Source organism: Streptomyces sp. NPDC020299 (assembly GCF_044387825.1).
Taxonomy (GTDB): Bacteria; Actinomycetota; Actinomycetes; order Streptomycetales; family Streptomycetaceae; genus Streptomyces.
In genome coordinates this window covers 179,856-195,358 of sequence record NZ_JBIRWL010000006.1, presented here as the reverse complement: position 1 = coordinate 195,358, position 15,503 = coordinate 179,856, and the positions used below count along the sequence as shown (strand labels likewise).

Here is a 15,503-nt window from a genome sequence, read left to right as displayed (position 1 = left end):
GCGCCGTACGGGAAACGTACGGCGCCCGTGTCACAACAACACCCGGCTCACATTCCGGCGATCAGCTTCTCCACCCGGTCGTCCACCGAACGGAACGGGTCCTTGCACAACACGGTCCGCTGTGCCTGGTCGTTCAGCTTCAGGTGCACCCAGTCGACCGTGAAGTCCCGGCGCTGCTCCTGCGCCCGCCGGATGAAGTCACCGCGCAACCGCGCCCGAGTGGTCTGCGGAGGAACCGACTTGCCCTCGAAGATCTTCAAGTCGTTGCAGATCCGCGCGGCTTGACCCTTCTTCTCCAGCAGGTAGTACAGGCCACGACGACGGTGGATGTCGTGGTACGCGAGGTCTATCTGAGCGACCCGCGGATGCGACATCGTCATGTTGTGCTTGGCCCGGTACCGCTCGATGAGCTTGTACTTCATCACCCAGTCGATCTCGGTGCCGATACGGTCGAGGTCCTCGGTCTCGATCGCGTCCAGCGTGCGGCCCCACAGCTCCAGCACCTGCTCGACCGTGCCGGTACGGATACCGCGGCGCTCGCAGAAGTCCACGGCCTTCTCGTAGTACTCCCGCTGCACCTCCAGCGCGGAGGCCTCCCGGCCGCTGGCCAGACGCACCTTGCGCCGGCCGGTGATGTCGTGACTGACCTCGCGGATCGCCCGGATCGGGTTCTCCAGGGTCAGGTCGCGCATCACCGTGCCCGCCTCGATCATGCGCAGCACCAGATCGGTGGCACCGACCTTGAGCAGCATGGTCGTCTCGGACATGTTCGAGTCGCCCACGATGACATGCAGGCGGCGATAGCGCTCGGCGTCCGCGTGCGGCTCGTCACGCGTGTTGATGATGGGCCGGGAGCGGGTCGTCGCCGAGGAGACGCCCTCCCAGATGTGCTCCGCCCGCTGACTGACGCAGTACACCGCGCCACGCGGGGTCTGCAGCACCTTGCCGGCGCCGCACAGCAGCTGCCGGGTGACCAGGAACGGAATGAGGATGTCCGCGAGCCGGGAGAACTCCCCGTGCCGCGCCACCAGATAGTTCTCGTGGCAACCATAAGAGTTGCCCGCCGAGTCCGTGTTGTTCTTGAAGAGGTAGACGTCGCCCGCGATTCCCTCCTCGTGCAGGCGTCGTTCCGCGTCCACCAGGAGTCCCTCGAGAATGCGCTCGCCGGCCTTGTCGTGGGTGACCAGTTCGGTCACATTGTCACATTCCGGTGTCGCGTATTCCGGATGTGACCCCACGTCGAGATATAGCCGGGCGCCGTTTCGCAGAAAGACATTACTGCTGCGGCCCCATGACACGACACGGCGGAAGAGGTACCGCGCCACCTCGTCAGGCGACAGGCGGCGCTGTCCCCTGAACGTGCACGTGACGCCGTACTCGTTCTCCAGCCCGAAAATGCGGCGGTCCATGAGTGAACATTACGCCCGATCCCCCGAGCTGAAACGGGGTTCGGCAGCACGATTTGGATCATTTTCCGATGAAGCCGCAACGACCGCACCCCCGGCAGGAGCTGCGAGGACCCGCCCGGTGGCCACCAGGACCAGCAGCGACACCGCACCCGCGGCACCCGGCACGGCAAATCCCCACAGCGCCCCGCCCGCCTCGACGACCGGGCCCGCCAGGCCCGTTCCCACCGACGCACCCACCGTGAACGTCGTCACGAGCCACGAGAACGCCTCGGTGACCGTACCCGCCGGCGCGTGCCGGTCCACGATGATGAACGCACAGGCGATGCACGGCGCGAGAAACACCCCGGAGACCGCCGTCAGCAGCACCATCGCCACCGCGCCCGGCATCAGCATCAGCGGCAGATAACACACCGCCAGAAGACCGACCAGCGCCCTCAGTCGCCGCTCCGGCACCCCGGCCCACTGCCGCGCCCCGTACACCGTGCCGCCCAATAGCGCGCCCAGGCCCAGCGCCGCCATCAGCCAGCCGTACACCGCGTCCCCGCCGTGCCCGTCGGCGTACGGCACCGAGGCCACCGTGATGGAACCCAGCGCGACACCCACGAACAGGAAGGCACCCAGCAACGCCAGCAAGCCCGGCGAACGCAGGGCGCCCAGCCAGTGCGCCTCCCGGGGAGCCGACCGCCACGCGCGCGAAGGCGGCGAGACGACCACCGAGAGCGCGCCCAGCACCCCCACGGCGTTCAGGACCAGCAGCGCGGCCCGCTCGTCCCACAGCGACACGCACAGCGTCACCAGCAGCGGGCCGACCGTGAACATGACCTCCTGGGCCACCGCGTCCATCGCGTACGCCGTGTGCACCTGCTCCTCCCGCCGCAGCACGGACGGCCACAGGGCCCGCAGACCACCCTCCAGGGGCGGGGTGAAGAGCCCGGCCGCCGCGACGGCGGCGTAGGCGAACGGCAGCGGGTCGATGCCGGAAAAGGCGAACGCCGTCATCGCCAGGGCCGAGGCCAGCGCGGCGGGCAGCTGCACACGCGGCTGCCCGTGGAGGTCCACGAGCCTGCCCAGGACCGGCTGCCCCACGGCGTTCGCGACACCGTAGACCGCTGCCAGAGCCCCGGCGAGGCCGTACGTGCCGCCCTGGCCGCGGACGAAGAGCACCAGCGCGATGGCCGCCGTGGCGTTCGGCAGACGGCCCACCAAGGTGCCGGTCAGCAGCCGGACCGCGTGCTTGGCTCTGAGGATCTCCAGGTATCCCGCGGCCATCGACTGCCTCCAAGTTTTACGTATAACGTCAACTTTCCATACGTACCATGTGCGCTGTTCACGCGTCCAGACGAAGGACCGGGGCAACGAACCAGCCGAAGGAGCGCACCCACGGTGGCACCCAGCAACACGCGCCCGACCAGCCGTGACGTCGCCCAGGCCGCCGGAGTCTCCCAAGCGGCCGTCTCACTCGTCCTCGGCGACAAATGGCGCGGCCGGGTGTCCGCGGCCACCGCCGAACGCGTCCGCGAAGCCGCACGCGACCTCGGCTACCGGCCCAACCTCGCCGCCCGCAACCTGCGCCTCGGCCGCACCCGCACCGTACTCCTCGTCGTACCCGCCCTCACCACCGAATTCTTCGCCGGCGTCTACACCGGCGCCGCCCGCGTCGCCGCCCAGCACGGCTTCGGCGTCGTCCTCTACCCCTCCCCCGAAGGCATCGGCCCCGCCCGCGACCCCTTCGCCTCCGCGTCAGCCGCCCTCGACGGCGTCATCGCCTCCTCCATGGCCGCCGACGCCCTCACCGCCATCCGCGGCGACCAGCTCCCCCTCGTCATGCTCGACAGCGACCCCCACGGCAGCCTCGGCGCCGCCACCGTCAACCTGGACATCGCGGACGGCGTACGACAGGTCGCCGAACACCTGCTCGGCCTCGGCCACCGGCGCTTCCTGCACCTCGCCGCGGAGGTCGCCTCCTGGACCTTCGAGGTACGCGCCCGCGAGCTCGCCGCACACGTCGGCGCCGTCCCCGGTACCGACATCCGCACCGTCCACGCCCCCATCTCCATCGAAGGCGCCCTCGCCGCCACCACCGCCGCCCTCACCGGCCCGGGCCCCCACCCCACCGCCCTCGTCTGCGACGACGACAAACTCGCCGCAGGCGCCTACAAGGCCCTGCGCCGCCTCGGCCTGCGCATCCCGGACGACATGTCCGTCACCGGCCTCGACGACCTCGCCCTCGCCACCGCCATCGACCCCGAACTGACCACCGTCCGCCTGGACGCCGAGCTCTTCGGCGAACGCGGCATGCGCGCCCTCCTCGCGGTCCTGGAGGGCGCGCGGCCAGAGGGCGGGGACATACCGGTGGAACTGGTGGTACGGGGCTCCACGGCGCCGCCACGCGCCACCTGACGCCCTCTGACGCCACCCGACGCCCTCTGGAGCTCTCTGACGCGACGCGCCCCGGCCGAAAGGATCGGCCGGGGCGCGTGGCGGGCGGGGTGCGGGACGAGGACCTACTCCTCCTCGGAGCTGTCCTCCTCGGCGCTCTCCGCCTCCGTGCTCGCGCCGTTCGCCGCCAGCAGCCGGGAGAGCTGCCGGCCGACGATCCGCTTGAACTTGCGCTGCTGCGGCCGCGTACGGTCCAGCACCGCCACCTCCAGACGCTCGGCGGGAATCTCCCGCTCACTGCCGTTGGTGTCACGGGACAGGGCCTGCACCGCCAGCTTCAGCGCCTCGGCCAGCGACATACCGTCCTGGTGACGCTGGTCCAGGAAGCTGCTGATCTGCTCGGCGTTGCCGCCGACCGCGACCGAGCCGTGCTCGTCCACGATCGAACCGTCGTGCGGCAGGCGGTAGATCTGGTCACCCTCCGGGGTCTCCCCCACCTCGGCGACCACCAGCTCCACCTCGTACGGCTTCTCGGCCGCACTGGAGAAGATCGTGCCCAGCGTCTGGGCGTAGACGTTGGCCAGACCCCTGGCCGTCACGTCGTCCCGGTCGTAGGTGTAACCACGCAGGTCGGCGTAGCGCACGCCACCGATCCGCAGGTTCTCGTACTCGTTGTACTTGCCGGCGGCCGCGAAGCCGATCCGGTCGTAGATCTCGCTGAACTTGTGCAGCGCGCGGGACGGGTTCTCACCGACGAAGACGATGCCGTCGGCGTACTGGAGCACCACGAGGCTGCGGCCACGGGCGATGCCCTTGCGGGCGTACTCCGCCCGGTCGGCCATGGCCTGCTGGGGTGAGACATAGAACGGCGTCGACACCGGCTATCCGTCCCTTTCTGTGGAAGTCACTGCGATCACCTGGGCGAGGAGGGCCGAGGGCTACAGCAGCGCGGCCCGCGGACCGTCGGGCTGCTCCAGCCGCCGTTCGAGAATCGAACGGGCGATCTCCGACGACTCGTCGTCGGTGAGCCGGCGGAAGCCGTCCTCGGTGATCACGGTGACGATGGGGTAGATCCGGCGGGCGACATCGGGACCACCGGTCGCCGAGTCGTCGTCAGCCGCGTCGTACAGGGCCTGCACCACGAGCGTCGTGGCCTGGTCCTCGGTCAGGTCGTCGCGGAACAGCTTCTTCATGGCACCGCGCGCGAAGATCGAGCCGGAGCCCGTCGCCGCGTAGCCGTGCTCCTCGGAGCGTCCGCCCGTGACGTCGTAGGAGAAGATGCGGCCCTTCTCGCGGTCCACGTCGTAACCGGCGAAGAGCGGCACCACGGCCAGGCCCTGCATGGCCATGCCGAGGTTGGAACGGATCATGGTCGACAGCCGGTTCGCCTTGCCCTCCAGCGACAGCTGGGCGCCCTCGACCTTCTCGAAGTGCTCCAGCTCGAGCTGGAAGAGCTTGACCATCTCCACGGCGAGACCGGCGGTGCCGGCGATGCCCACGGCGGAGTACTCGTCCGCCGGGAACACCTTCTCGATGTCCCGCTGGGCGATCATGTTGCCCATGGTGGCCCGGCGGTCACCGGCGAGCACCACACCGCCGGGGAAGCTGACGGCCACGATCGTGGTGCCGTGCGGCGCCTCGATGACGCCCTGGGTGGGGGGCAGCTGCCGGTTGCCCGGGAGCATCTCGGGCTGGTGGTCCGAGAGGAAGTCCATGAAGGAGGAGGATCCTGGCGTCAGGAAGGCAGCTGGTAGACGCCCGGTGCCACGAGTATTGGCTTCCACGAGGTTCCTTCCAGATAGGCAGCGGCACGGCGTACGGCTGCGGGATCGTCACCCAACTTGCCGATGGCCGAATTGCAGTTGAAGCACAGTACGCCACGGACCCTACCCGTCTTGTGGCAGTGATCCACATGTACGGCCGAAGCCTTCAGGCAGATCACACAGAGCCTCTTTTGAGAGGCGACCAATGCGTCACGCTCGGCTTGGGTGAGGCCGTAGTGGCGCTTCAGGTGACGCTCGCGTCCCGCGACAGCTCGGCACGCTTCACAGCGCGTCGACAATCCGTCGGAGGCCGACGCGTTTCTATGCCACTCGCTCCACGGCTTGACCTCGTCGCAGCCCAGGCAGTGCTTGTGCCCCTCGGGCACATCCACTCTGCGAACCTTCTTGCCCTGAGCCTCGCGGCTCCGCCGGTAGGCCTCTGCCCCGCATTCGCGGCAACGATCCTGGAGCCCTTCGAGCTTGGACCTGTTGGCCGCGAATGCGCTGGCAGGAAGTGTCCGCTTGCATGCCGAGCGTCGCTTCTCGACACTCAAATCGGACATTAAGTACTACTCCCCACCTTTTTGGACAAATGAGCGCACGAAATCCTCGGCGTTCTCCTCGAGCACATCATCGATTTCGTCCAGCACGGAGTCCACGTCATCGCTCAGCTTCTCGTGGCGCTCCTTGAGGTCCTCCGAGCCCTGCGCCTCCTGCGTCTGCTCCTCGACCTCTTCCGTGGAGCGCGTCGCCTTCTGCTGGCCGCCGCCGGTGTCCTTGGTCGCCATAACCCTCACCCCGCTCAGTTCGCCCGACATGGTCGACAGGTCGGCATTCCTGCCGATCGGTGATGATCAGACCCTACAAGCCGGGTCCGACATCGGCCCCGCAGTTCGTACAACGTGCGGGGGCCACCTCGATGATTCCCGGGCGGCGGGATTTCCACCCTGCCCGCCCGGGCCGGTCCGAGTACCCGGAAAGGCCCCGCTCAGCCGCCTGACAGGACCCTGACCAGGTCTTCCGCCGTGCGGCAGCGGTCCAGTAGTGCCTTGACGTGATTTCGCGTTCCGCGAAGTGGTTCGAGGGTTGGAACGCGCTGGAGGGAGTCCCGCCCGGGCAGGTCGAAGATCACCGAGTCCCAGGAGGCCGCCGCGACGTCGTCGGCGTACTGCTCCAGGCAGCGTCCGCGGAAGTAGGCCCGGGTGTCCTCCGGCGGCTTCGTACGGGCCCGCTCGACCTCGGCCTCGTCCAGGAGCCGCTTGATGCGCCCGCGGGCCACCAGACGGTTGTACAGGCCCTTCTCGGGCCGTACGTCGGCGTACTGGAGGTCCACCAGGTGCAGCCGGGCGGCGTCCCAGTCGAGGTTGTCGCGGCGGCGGTAGCCCTCCATGAGCTCTCGTTTGGCCACCCAGTCGAGCTCGCCGGCGAGGCTCATGGGGTCGTTCTCGAGCCGGTTGAGGGTGTCCTCCCAACGGGAGAGGACGTCCTTGGTCTGCTCGTCGGCGTCCGCGCCGAAGCGTTCCTCGACATATTTGCGTGAGAGCTCGAAGTACTCCATCTGGAGCTGGACGGCGGTGAGTGTGCGGCCGCTGCGCAGGGTGACCAGGCGCTTGAGCGTCGGGTCGTGGGAGACCTGGTGGAGGGTGCGCACGGGCTGGTCGACGGCCAGGTCGACGGCGATGAAGCCGTCCTCGATCATGGACAGGACCAGGGCGGTCGTGCCGAGCTTGAGGTAGGTGGAGATCTCGGAGAGGTTGGCGTCGCCGATGATCACGTGCAGGCGGCGGTATTTCTCCGCGTCCGCGTGGGGTTCGTCCCGGGTGTTGATGATCGGGCGCTTCAGGGTGGTCTCCAGGCCCACCTCGACCTCGAAGTAGTCGGCGCGCTGGCTGAGCTGGAAGCCGTGTTCGTGGCCGTCCTGGCCGATGCCGACGCGGCCGGCGCCGGCGAAGACCTGGCGGGAGACGAAGAAGGGCGTGAGGTGGCGCACGATGTCCGAGAACGGGGTTTCCCGCTTCATCAGGTAGTTCTCGTGCGTGCCGTAGGAGGCGCCCTTGTTGTCGGTGTTGTTCTTGTAGAGGTGGATCGGCTGGGCTCCGGGGAGCTGGGCGGCCCGTTCCGCGGCCTCGGCCATGATCCGTTCGCCGGCCTTGTCCCAGAGGACGGCGTCGCGGGGGTTGGTGACCTCGGGGGCGCTGTATTCGGGGTGTGCGTGGTCGACGTAGAGGCGCGCGCCGTTGGTGAGGATCACGTTGGCGAGGCCGATGTCCTCGTCGGTGAGCTGGCTGGAGTCGGCGGCCTCGCGGGCGAGGTCGAAGCCTCGGGCGTCCCGCAGCGGGTTCTCCTCCTCGAAGTCCCAGCGGGCCCGGCGGGCCCGGTGCATCGCCGCGGCGTAGGCGTTGACGATCTGGGATGAGGTGAGCATGGCATTGGCGTTGGGGTGGCCGGGGACGGAGATGCCGTACTCCGTCTCGATGCCCATTACTCGCCGTACGGTCATGCGGCCCTCCTTGCCCGGCGGCGCCCTCGGTCGTGGACGCCGCTCAAGTACCGCTGGCGCTCCGGTGCGTGTGCGGTGCCCGTCCCCGCACTGCGCGACTCGGCGGTAGGAAAGAGCCTAGAACGCCTTTGCGCTGGTGGGGAGATCATTTGCGTCATTTGCCTGCTCCGGCGGTGCCCGAAAAGCAGTCGGCTGCGGGTACCCGTCGAGGGCACCCGCAGCCGCCCTGCTTTTACAGGTACTGACCGGTGTTCGCCACCGTGTCGATGGAGCGTCCGGTGTCCGCGCCCTGCTTTCCGGTGATGAGGGTGCGGATGTAGACGATCCGTTCGCCCTTCTTTCCGGAGATGCGGGCCCAGTCGTCGGGGTTGGTGGTGTTCGGCAGGTCCTCGTTCTCCTTGAACTCGTCCACGCAGGCCTGGAGGAGGTGGGAGACGCGGAGGCCCTTCTGGTTGTTGTCGAGGAATTCCTTGATCGCCATTTTCTTGGCGCGTCCGACGATGTTTTCGATCATGGCGCCGGAGTTGAAGTCCTTGAAGTAGAGGACTTCCTTGTCACCATTGGCGTAGGTGACCTCCAGGAAGCGGTTTTCCTCGGATTCGGCGTACATGTGCTCGACCGCGGTCTGGATCATGCTCTGGACCGTGAGGGACTTGTCGCTCTGGTGCTCGCCGAGGTCGTCCGCGTGCAGCGGGAGGCGTTCGGTGAGGTACTTCCCGAAGATGTCCTTGGCCGCTTCGGCGTCGGGACGCTCGATCTTGATCTTCACGTCGAGCCGGCCGGGGCGCAGGATGGCGGGGTCGATCATGTCCTCGCGGTTGGAGGCGCCGATGACGACCACGTTCTGCAGGCCTTCCACGCCGTCGATCTCGGCGAGCAGCTGCGGGACGATGGTGTTCTCCACGTCCGAGCTGACGCCGGAGCCACGGGTGCGGAAGAGGGATTCCATCTCGTCGAAGAAGACGATGACGGGGGTGCCCTCGCTGGCCTTCTCCCGGGCTCGCTGGAAGACGAGGCGGATCTGCCGCTCGGTTTCGCCGACGTACTTGTTCAGGAGCTCGGGGCCCTTGATGTTGAGGAAGAAGCTCTTGCCTGCGGCTTGGCCGGTGACCTCGGCGACCTTCTTGGCCAGCGAGTTGGCGACGGCCTTGGCGATGAGCGTCTTGCCGCATCCGGGGGGTCCGTAGAGCAGGACTCCCTTGGGCGGGCGCAGTTCGTGCTCCTTGAACAGGTCCGGGTAGAGGTAGGGGAGCTCGACCGCGTCGCGGATGGCCTCGATCTGGCCGCCGAGGCCGCCGATCTGCTCGTAGCCGATGTCGGGGACCTCTTCGAGGACGAGTTCCTCGACCTCGCTCTTGGGGACCACTTCGTAGACGTAGCCGGAGCGGGGTTCGAGCAGCAGGGCGTCGCCGGGGCGGATGGTGACGTCCAGCAGCGGCTCGGCGAGCCGTACCACCCGTTCCTCGTCGGTGTGCCCCAGCACCAGGGCGCGCTCGCCGTCCTCGAGGATCTCCTTGAGGGTGACGATGTCCCCGACGCGCTCGTACTCCATGGCTTCGACCACGTTGAGCGCTTCGTTGAGCATTACTTCCTGGCCGCGCCTGAGGTCGTCGAGTTCGACGCTCGGGCTGACGTTCACCCGGAGCTTGCGGCCGCCGGTGAAGATGTCGGCGGTGCCGTCCTCGATGGCCTGCAGGAAGACGCCGAAGCCGGCCGGCGGCTGGGCGAGCCGGTCGACTTCTTCCTTGAGGGCCACGATCTGGTCGCGGGCCTCGCGGAGTGTGTTGGCGAGTCTTTCGTTCTGGGCGGACACGCCGGCCAGGTTCGTCTGCAGCTCGACGATCCGCTCTTCGAGAATCCTCGTGTGTCGCGGAGAGTCGGCGAGCTTGCGTCGCAGGACGGCGATCTCCTGCTCAAGGTAGGCGATCTGCCCGGACGGGTCGTCGGACCCTCGTCCCGGGCGGATGCCGCGGTTCATGTCGTCGTCGTGGGCTGCCACGGTCCTCACCTCCTCCAAGGGGAGCTGGACGCTTCCAGACCCTACCTGGGTGGGTGTCGATTGAAACCCCTAGATCACAAAGACTGTCAAGGAGTGTCCGATCTTCACCCTTGCGCTCTCCCTCGCATCAGGGGAATACCCACCGAACATGCTCGGGAAGCCGCCACGGGTAGGGTCGAGGTGTTCAACACCCGTCAGAGCTGGCCGGATTCCCGTCGGCTCGGCGATCAAACGGCAGGAGAGATGACCGTGCAGCAGGAGACCCGAAGCGGCACAGAGGCGCTGGAGGTCTGGATCGACCAGGATCTGTGTACGGGCGACGGTATCTGCGCCCAGTACGCGCCGGAGGTGTTCGAGCTGGACATCGACGGCCTGGCTTACGTGAAGGGCCCGGACGAGGAGCTGTTGCAGGCCAGGGGGGCCGCAACGCCCGTTCCTCTGCCGCTTCTCACGGATGTGGTGGATTCGGCGAAGGAGTGTCCGGGCGAGTGCATCCATGTGCGTCGGGTTTCGGACAGGACAGAGGTTTACGGTCCTGACGCGGAGTGACCTTCCGGGCACGTGCCGTGCGCATTGTCTGATTTCTCACATGGTTCGCGCGCGGGGAGCCGGTTTCAGACGCCGCGGGCCTCGTCCGGGGTGGAGCGGACGAACGCGTTCCCCTTCCACTGCCACTTGGCCGGGGTCTTGAGGTCGGGGCAGCAACTGGGCACGCCGGACGAGGAGTAGCCGTACAGGGTGGCGGTGACGGCTCCGGCGCGGACGGTGAAGTCGGAGACGGTGAGCCGTTCCTTGGGGTCGACGAGGGTGGCGACGACGCGCGGCTTCTTGGTGTCGGCGGCGCGGGTGAGGACGTAGACGCCGTCGGGTGGGGTGCCCATGGCGGAGTCGCAGTGGACCACGGCGACCGTCTCGGGGCTGCCGTCGCCGTCGAGGTCCCCGGTCGCCTTCTTGGCCACCACGGCCTTCACGCGTCCGCAGGCGAGGGGGAAGGCGACGCCCGCGGTGGTGGGTGGTGCGGCGGCCACGGGGGCGGACTTCGCTTCGGTGCCGGTGCTCGGCTGGGCGGCGGTGGCGGAGCCGGGCTGGAGGACCGAGGAGAGGGCCACGACTCCGGCGACGGCCGTGGCGGTGGCGAGCCAGTGGATCGGGCGGGGGTGGGCGTGAGCGAGTTCCGGGACGGCGGATTGCTGCACTAGGAGCGTCTCCTGTGAGGGCTGTGCCGGTGGGGGTGGCCAGCATGGTGCCACACGTCACAGTTCGGGGGAACGGCAGGGTCAGGGGTTCCTCGGCCCGCTGGGCGCTCGGTTCCTGGTGCTCCGTCAACGCGCGGGCGCCCCGGCGGAGTTCCGATTGGGTCTCGGGAACTTCGACGGGGCGCCCGTGCGTTGGTGCGGCTGGGCGGCAAATGCCGTCACAGGGGTGGCAATGCCGCAGAAAGGGACGACCAACCGGAAGGGGACGGCCCGGAGGTGACGGCTCAGCGGCCGGCGCCTCCGTCGGCGTTGGGGCCGGCGTAGTCCTCGCCGTAGGCGCCCTTGGCGGGGCGGCGGCGGCGCATGGGCGGCTCGACGCCGTCGGCGAGGCGGCGGGCGGTGAGGAGGAAGCCGGTGTGGCCGATCATCCGGTGGTCGGGGCGGACGGCGAGGCCCTCGATGTGCCAGTTGCGGATCATGGTCTCCCAGGAGGTCGGCTCGTTGAAGCAGCCGACCTCGCGGATGGACTCCACGGTCCGGGCGAGCTGGGTGGTGGTGGCGACGTAGCAGCACAGGATGCCGCCGGGCACCAGTGCCTTGGAGACGGCCTCCAGGCATTCCCAGGGGGCGAGCATGTCGAGGATGACGCGGTCGACGTCGGCGTCGGACAGGTTGTCCTGGAGGTCGCCCACGGTGAGCTGCCAGGCCGGGTGGGGGCCGCCGAAGTAGCGCTCGACGTTCTGCTTGGCGATCTCGGCGAAGTCCTCGCGGCGCTCGTAGCTGTGCAGCATGCCGTGGTCGCCGATGGCGCGCAGCAGGAAGCTGCTGAGCGAGCCGGAGCCGACGCCGGCCTCGACGACGCGCGCGCCGGGGAAGATGTCGGCGAAGGCGAGGATCTGCCCCGCGTCCTTGGGGTAGACGACGGCTGCCCCGCGGGGCATGGACAGGACGTAGTCGGGGAGCAGGGGGCGCAGCGCGAGGTAGGCGACGTTTCCGGTGGTGCGGACAACGCTGCCCTCGGGAGCGCCGATCAGTTCGTCGTGCGGGAAGGAACCCTTGTGGGTGTGGAAGTTCTTCCCGGCCTCGAGCGTGAACGTGTAGTGGCGGCCCTTGGGGTCGGTCAGCTGTACCTGGTCCCCGACCTTGAAGGGCCCGCGCCTGCGGGCGGCACCGGTCGGTTCGGACATGTGACCAGCCTACCGGCGTTTGCGGGGGTCGCCGACCATCTGCGGGGTTCCTAGGAGGACTGCGGGGTGGGTCGGGCCATCGCCTTGACGAAGGCGCGTTCCACGTCGGCGGCGGACAGGACGCCGTAGATCTCGCCGCTGTCCTCGATGACGAGGTATTCGGTCGCGGGGGTGGCGCGCAGGGTGTCGAGGAGGTCCTCGCCGGCCAGTTCCGCGGAGACGCGCATGCCGTCGGTGAGTTCCTGGGCGAGGCCGCTGACGGTGACCCAGGGGCGGCGGTGTTCGGGTACGCCGACGATGGCGGCCTCGCGGACGAGGGAGAGGGGGTTTCCCTCGGCGTCGACGACCACAAGGGCGCGGGCGCCGGCGGCGTTGGCGCGGCGCAGGGCCTCGGAGAGCGGGGTGTCGGACTCCACGGGGACGGCGCGGCGGGTGAGGTTGCGGGCGCGTAGTTCCGGGAGGTGTTCGCGGAGCCGGGCCATGCGCAGGCTGTTGCCGGCGCCGGTCCAGATGATCGCGGCGAGGATCGCGGCGAGCAGGGCGTCGGTGACGGTGTCCATGCCCACGTTGTCCTCGGCGGTGGTGCCGAGCGCGCCGGACTGGGTGAGCAGGGGGAGGCCGATGAGGACGGTGACGGCGAGGGCGCGGCCGACCCAGGCGGCGGCGATCGTGCCGCTCATGGGTTTGCCGGTGATCTTCCAGACGACGGCGCGGAGCATGCGGCCGCCGTCGAGGGGGAGGCCGGGCAGGAGGTTGAAGACGGCCACGATGAGGTTGGAGACCATGAGGCCGGCCAGCAGGACGCCGGGGACGGTGCCGGGTTCGACGGGCAGCATGGCGAGGTAGAACAGTCCGGCGAGGACGAGGGAGAGCAGCGGGCCGACGAAGGCCAGCACGAATTCCCGTCCAGGGGTCTCGGCCTCCTTCTCGATCTCGGAGACGCCGCCGAAGAACTGGAGCTGGATGCGGCGGACCGGGAGTTTGAAGCGGAGGGCCGCGACGGTGTGGGCGAGCTCGTGGATGAGGACGGAGGCGTAGAAGGCGACGGCGAAGAAGAGGGAGACGAGGTAGCGGGCGGCGCCGAGTTCGGGCAGGACGCGGTCGAGCTGTCCGCCGAACACCCAGGTGATCAGCGCGGCGACGAGGAACCAGCTGGGTGCGACGTACACCGGCACGCCGAAGGGGCGTCCCATGAGCAGGCCGCCGCCGGGTTCGCGGGGGCGCCGGGGCGGGCGGCTCCTCCTGGTGCCGGTGTGGGCTTCGGAGCGGGTGGTGTCGCTCGGGTGCGGATGTGTCGGCGCCGGCTCGGCGTGCGGGCGGGGGGTGTCCTGCCGCGGGGGCGCGTCCTCGGGCGTGCCGCCGGTCTGTGGTGCGGTGCCCGGGGCAGCCCTGTCCGGGTCGGCCGGTGCGCCGGCGTGGTCGTCGGACCTTCGGTGGGCTTCCACGTCGGGGCGGGCGGCCGGCTCGTCGCCGGGCTGGTGGGGCGGGGGGGCCGCCGGGGCGGCGGGGGTGTTCTCGCCGGGCTCCGGGCGGGGGCCTGAGGGGTCGGTCGGCTGTTCGGATGTGGCGGGGGTGGGGTCCGCTGCTTCTTCCGGGGTGGGGGTCGGGCTGTCGGCGGCAGGCGTCTCGTGCGGGCCGGGGCCGGGGTCGGTGGCCGGGGCCGTAGGACCCGCGGGGTGCTCGGTCGGCTTGTCGTCGCCGGACCGCGGCTGCCCGCTCGCGCCGCTCACGTCCACGGTGTCCCCTCGTTCGAAGCGTCTTCCGCGTCTGCCGGGTGCCGGGCGGAAGGGTCTCGAGGTCGATGGTATGCGGCCGTCGTCGTGCGTTTCGCCCCGGCACCCCCTGTGTGGGAGCGGTGTTGTCCACAGGTGCGGCCCGCGACTGGGTGACTGTCAGTGGCGGGCCGTATGGTCTGTGGTCATGGACAGCAGCATCGAGGGCACGGCGGAGGCCGGGGGCGGCGCGGGCGCGGAGGCGGATCCGCTGCTCGCGGGCGGCGCGGGGACGTCTGTGCCGGACACGGCGACCGCGGCGGACGCCCCGGCCGGGCGCCCCGTCGTACCGCCCGCTTCCCTGTCGCCCTCGCGGGCCAGTGACTTCATGCAGTGCCCCCTGCTGTACCGGTTCCGGGTGATCGACCGGCTGCCGGAGAAGCCGAGCGAGGCGGCGACCAGGGGCACGCTGGTGCACGCGGTGCTGGAGCGGCTCTTCGACGCGCCGGCGACCGAGCGGACCGCGCCCCGCGCCAGGTCGCTGATCCCCGGCCAGTGGGACCGGCTGCGGGAGACCAGGCCGGAGGTCGTCGAGCTGTTCGCGGACGATCCGGAGGGCGAGCGGCTGGCCCGCTGGCTGGGCGAGGCCGAGCGGCTGGTCGAGCGGTGGTTCACGCTGGAGGACCCGACCCGCCTGGAGCCGGCCGAGCGCGAGCTGTTCGTGGAGGCGGAGCTGGAGTCGGGGCTGCGGCTGCGCGGGATCATCGACCGGGTGGACGTGGCGGCGACCGGCGAGGTGCGGATCGTCGACTACAAGACGGGCAAGGCGCCGAGACCCGAGTACGCCGAGGGCGCGCTGTTCCAGATGAAGTTCTACGCCCTGGTCGTCTGGCGGCTGAAGAACGTGATCCCGCGCCGGCTCCAGTTGGTCTACCTCGGTAGCGGTGACGTGGTGACGTACGACCCGGCCCTCGCCGACCTGGAGCGGGTGGAGCGCAAGCTGCTGGCGCTGTGGGAGGCGATCCAGGAGGCGACGCGGACCGGTGAGTGGCGGCCGCGGCCGACGAAGCTGTGTGGCTGGTGCGACCACCAGGCGCACTGTCCGGAGTTCGGTGGTACTCCCCCGCCGTATCCGTTGCCGGTGAGGGTGGCCGGCGGGCCTTCGGCCGGGGGTCCGGGGGTCGTCCCCCGATAGGCACAGTCGTTGCCGGTGAGGGTGGCCGGCGGGCCTTCGGCCGGGGGTCCGGGGGTCGTCCCCCGACAGGCACAGTCGTTGCCGGTGAGGGTGGCCGGCGGGCCTTCGGCCGGGGGTCCGGGGGTCGTCCCCCGACAGGCACAGTCGCTGCCGGTGAGGGTGG

Annotated in this window: 14 protein-coding genes; 3 read left to right on the top strand and 11 right to left on the bottom strand. The window is 69.6% G+C overall.

What is annotated here, in order from left to right:
• Positions 1 to 47 precede the first annotated feature (47 nt).
• Together pafA and ACH45E_RS17665 are read right to left on the bottom strand one after the other, a co-directional pair.
• On the bottom strand, positions 48 to 1,409 hold the full coding sequence (gene pafA, locus ACH45E_RS17670) for a Pup--protein ligase (protein ID WP_194048080.1): 1,362 nt from the start codon (positions 1,407 to 1,409) through the stop codon (positions 48 to 50).
• Between the two features lie 9 nt (positions 1,410 to 1,418).
• Positions 1,419 to 2,678 carry an MFS transporter gene (locus ACH45E_RS17665; protein WP_361440749.1) on the bottom strand — a complete coding sequence of 420 codons (1,260 nt, stop codon included), beginning with the start codon at positions 2,676 to 2,678 and terminating at the stop codon, positions 1,419 to 1,421.
• A 114-nt stretch (positions 2,679 to 2,792) separates the two neighbouring features.
• Between ACH45E_RS17665 and ACH45E_RS17660 the strand changes: the two genes are divergently transcribed.
• On the top strand, positions 2,793 to 3,809 hold the full coding sequence (locus ACH45E_RS17660) for a LacI family DNA-binding transcriptional regulator (RefSeq protein WP_361440746.1): 1,017 nt from the start codon (positions 2,793 to 2,795) through the stop codon (positions 3,807 to 3,809).
• A gap of 104 nt (positions 3,810 to 3,913) precedes the next feature.
• Here ACH45E_RS17660 and prcA read toward each other — a convergent pair whose 3' ends face one another.
• The 6 genes from prcA to arc all read right to left on the bottom strand — a co-directional run bounded on the left by prcA (position 3,914) and on the right by arc (position 10,050).
• A complete protein-coding gene (prcA, locus tag ACH45E_RS17655) occupies positions 3,914 to 4,666 on the bottom strand; it encodes a proteasome subunit alpha (RefSeq protein WP_361440743.1) in 753 nt (250 codons plus the stop codon).
• A gap of 60 nt (positions 4,667 to 4,726) precedes the next feature.
• Entirely contained in the window at positions 4,727 to 5,572 is an 846-nt protein-coding gene (prcB, locus tag ACH45E_RS17650; RefSeq protein ID WP_361440740.1) for a proteasome subunit beta, read from the bottom strand.
• Positions 5,524 to 6,114: an endonuclease VII domain-containing protein gene (locus ACH45E_RS17645; protein ID WP_361440738.1), complete on the bottom strand. Its 591-nt coding sequence runs from the start codon at positions 6,112 to 6,114 to the stop codon at positions 5,524 to 5,526. The genes prcB and ACH45E_RS17645 overlap by 49 nt, the downstream gene beginning before the upstream one ends.
• A 6-nt stretch (positions 6,115 to 6,120) precedes the next feature.
• Positions 6,121 to 6,339: a ubiquitin-like protein Pup gene (locus tag ACH45E_RS17640; protein ID WP_361440735.1), complete on the bottom strand. Its 219-nt coding sequence runs from the start codon at positions 6,337 to 6,339 to the stop codon at positions 6,121 to 6,123.
• 200 nt (positions 6,340 to 6,539) lie between these two features.
• Positions 6,540 to 8,051, bottom strand: coding sequence for a depupylase/deamidase Dop (gene dop / locus ACH45E_RS17635; RefSeq protein WP_361440732.1), 1,512 nt, complete (start codon positions 8,049 to 8,051; stop codon positions 6,540 to 6,542).
• A 232-nt stretch (positions 8,052 to 8,283) separates the two neighbouring features.
• Positions 8,284 to 10,050, bottom strand: a complete 1,767-nt coding sequence (arc, locus tag ACH45E_RS17630) for a proteasome ATPase (RefSeq protein ID WP_361440729.1) — start codon at positions 10,048 to 10,050, stop codon at positions 8,284 to 8,286.
• Positions 10,051 to 10,293: 243 nt separating this feature from the next.
• Here arc and ACH45E_RS17625 point away from each other — a divergent pair, with 243 nt between their 5' ends.
• Positions 10,294 to 10,599: a ferredoxin gene (locus ACH45E_RS17625; protein ID WP_361440726.1), complete on the top strand. Its 306-nt coding sequence runs from the start codon at positions 10,294 to 10,296 to the stop codon at positions 10,597 to 10,599.
• A 65-nt stretch (positions 10,600 to 10,664) separates the two neighbouring features.
• On the opposite strand, the gene ACH45E_RS17620 is transcribed toward ACH45E_RS17625, so the two are convergent.
• From ACH45E_RS17620 to ACH45E_RS17610, 3 genes are all read right to left on the bottom strand, one after another.
• Positions 10,665 to 11,246: a hypothetical protein gene (locus tag ACH45E_RS17620; RefSeq protein ID WP_361440723.1), complete on the bottom strand. Its 582-nt coding sequence runs from the start codon at positions 11,244 to 11,246 to the stop codon at positions 10,665 to 10,667.
• A 284-nt stretch (positions 11,247 to 11,530) separates the two neighbouring features.
• Entirely contained in the window at positions 11,531 to 12,433 is a 903-nt protein-coding gene (locus ACH45E_RS17615; protein WP_361440720.1) for a tRNA (adenine-N1)-methyltransferase, read from the bottom strand.
• A gap of 50 nt (positions 12,434 to 12,483) precedes the next feature.
• Positions 12,484 to 14,169 carry a site-2 protease family protein gene (locus tag ACH45E_RS17610; protein WP_361440717.1) on the bottom strand — a complete coding sequence of 562 codons (1,686 nt, stop codon included), beginning with the start codon at positions 14,167 to 14,169 and terminating at the stop codon, positions 12,484 to 12,486.
• Positions 14,170 to 14,353: 184 nt separating this feature from the next.
• On the opposite strand from ACH45E_RS17610, the gene ACH45E_RS17605 reads away from it, so the two are divergent.
• Positions 14,354 to 15,340 (top strand): RecB family exonuclease, encoded by a 987-nt coding sequence (locus ACH45E_RS17605; protein WP_361440714.1) that lies wholly within the window; start codon positions 14,354 to 14,356, stop codon positions 15,338 to 15,340.
• Positions 15,341 to 15,503 lie beyond the last annotated feature (163 nt).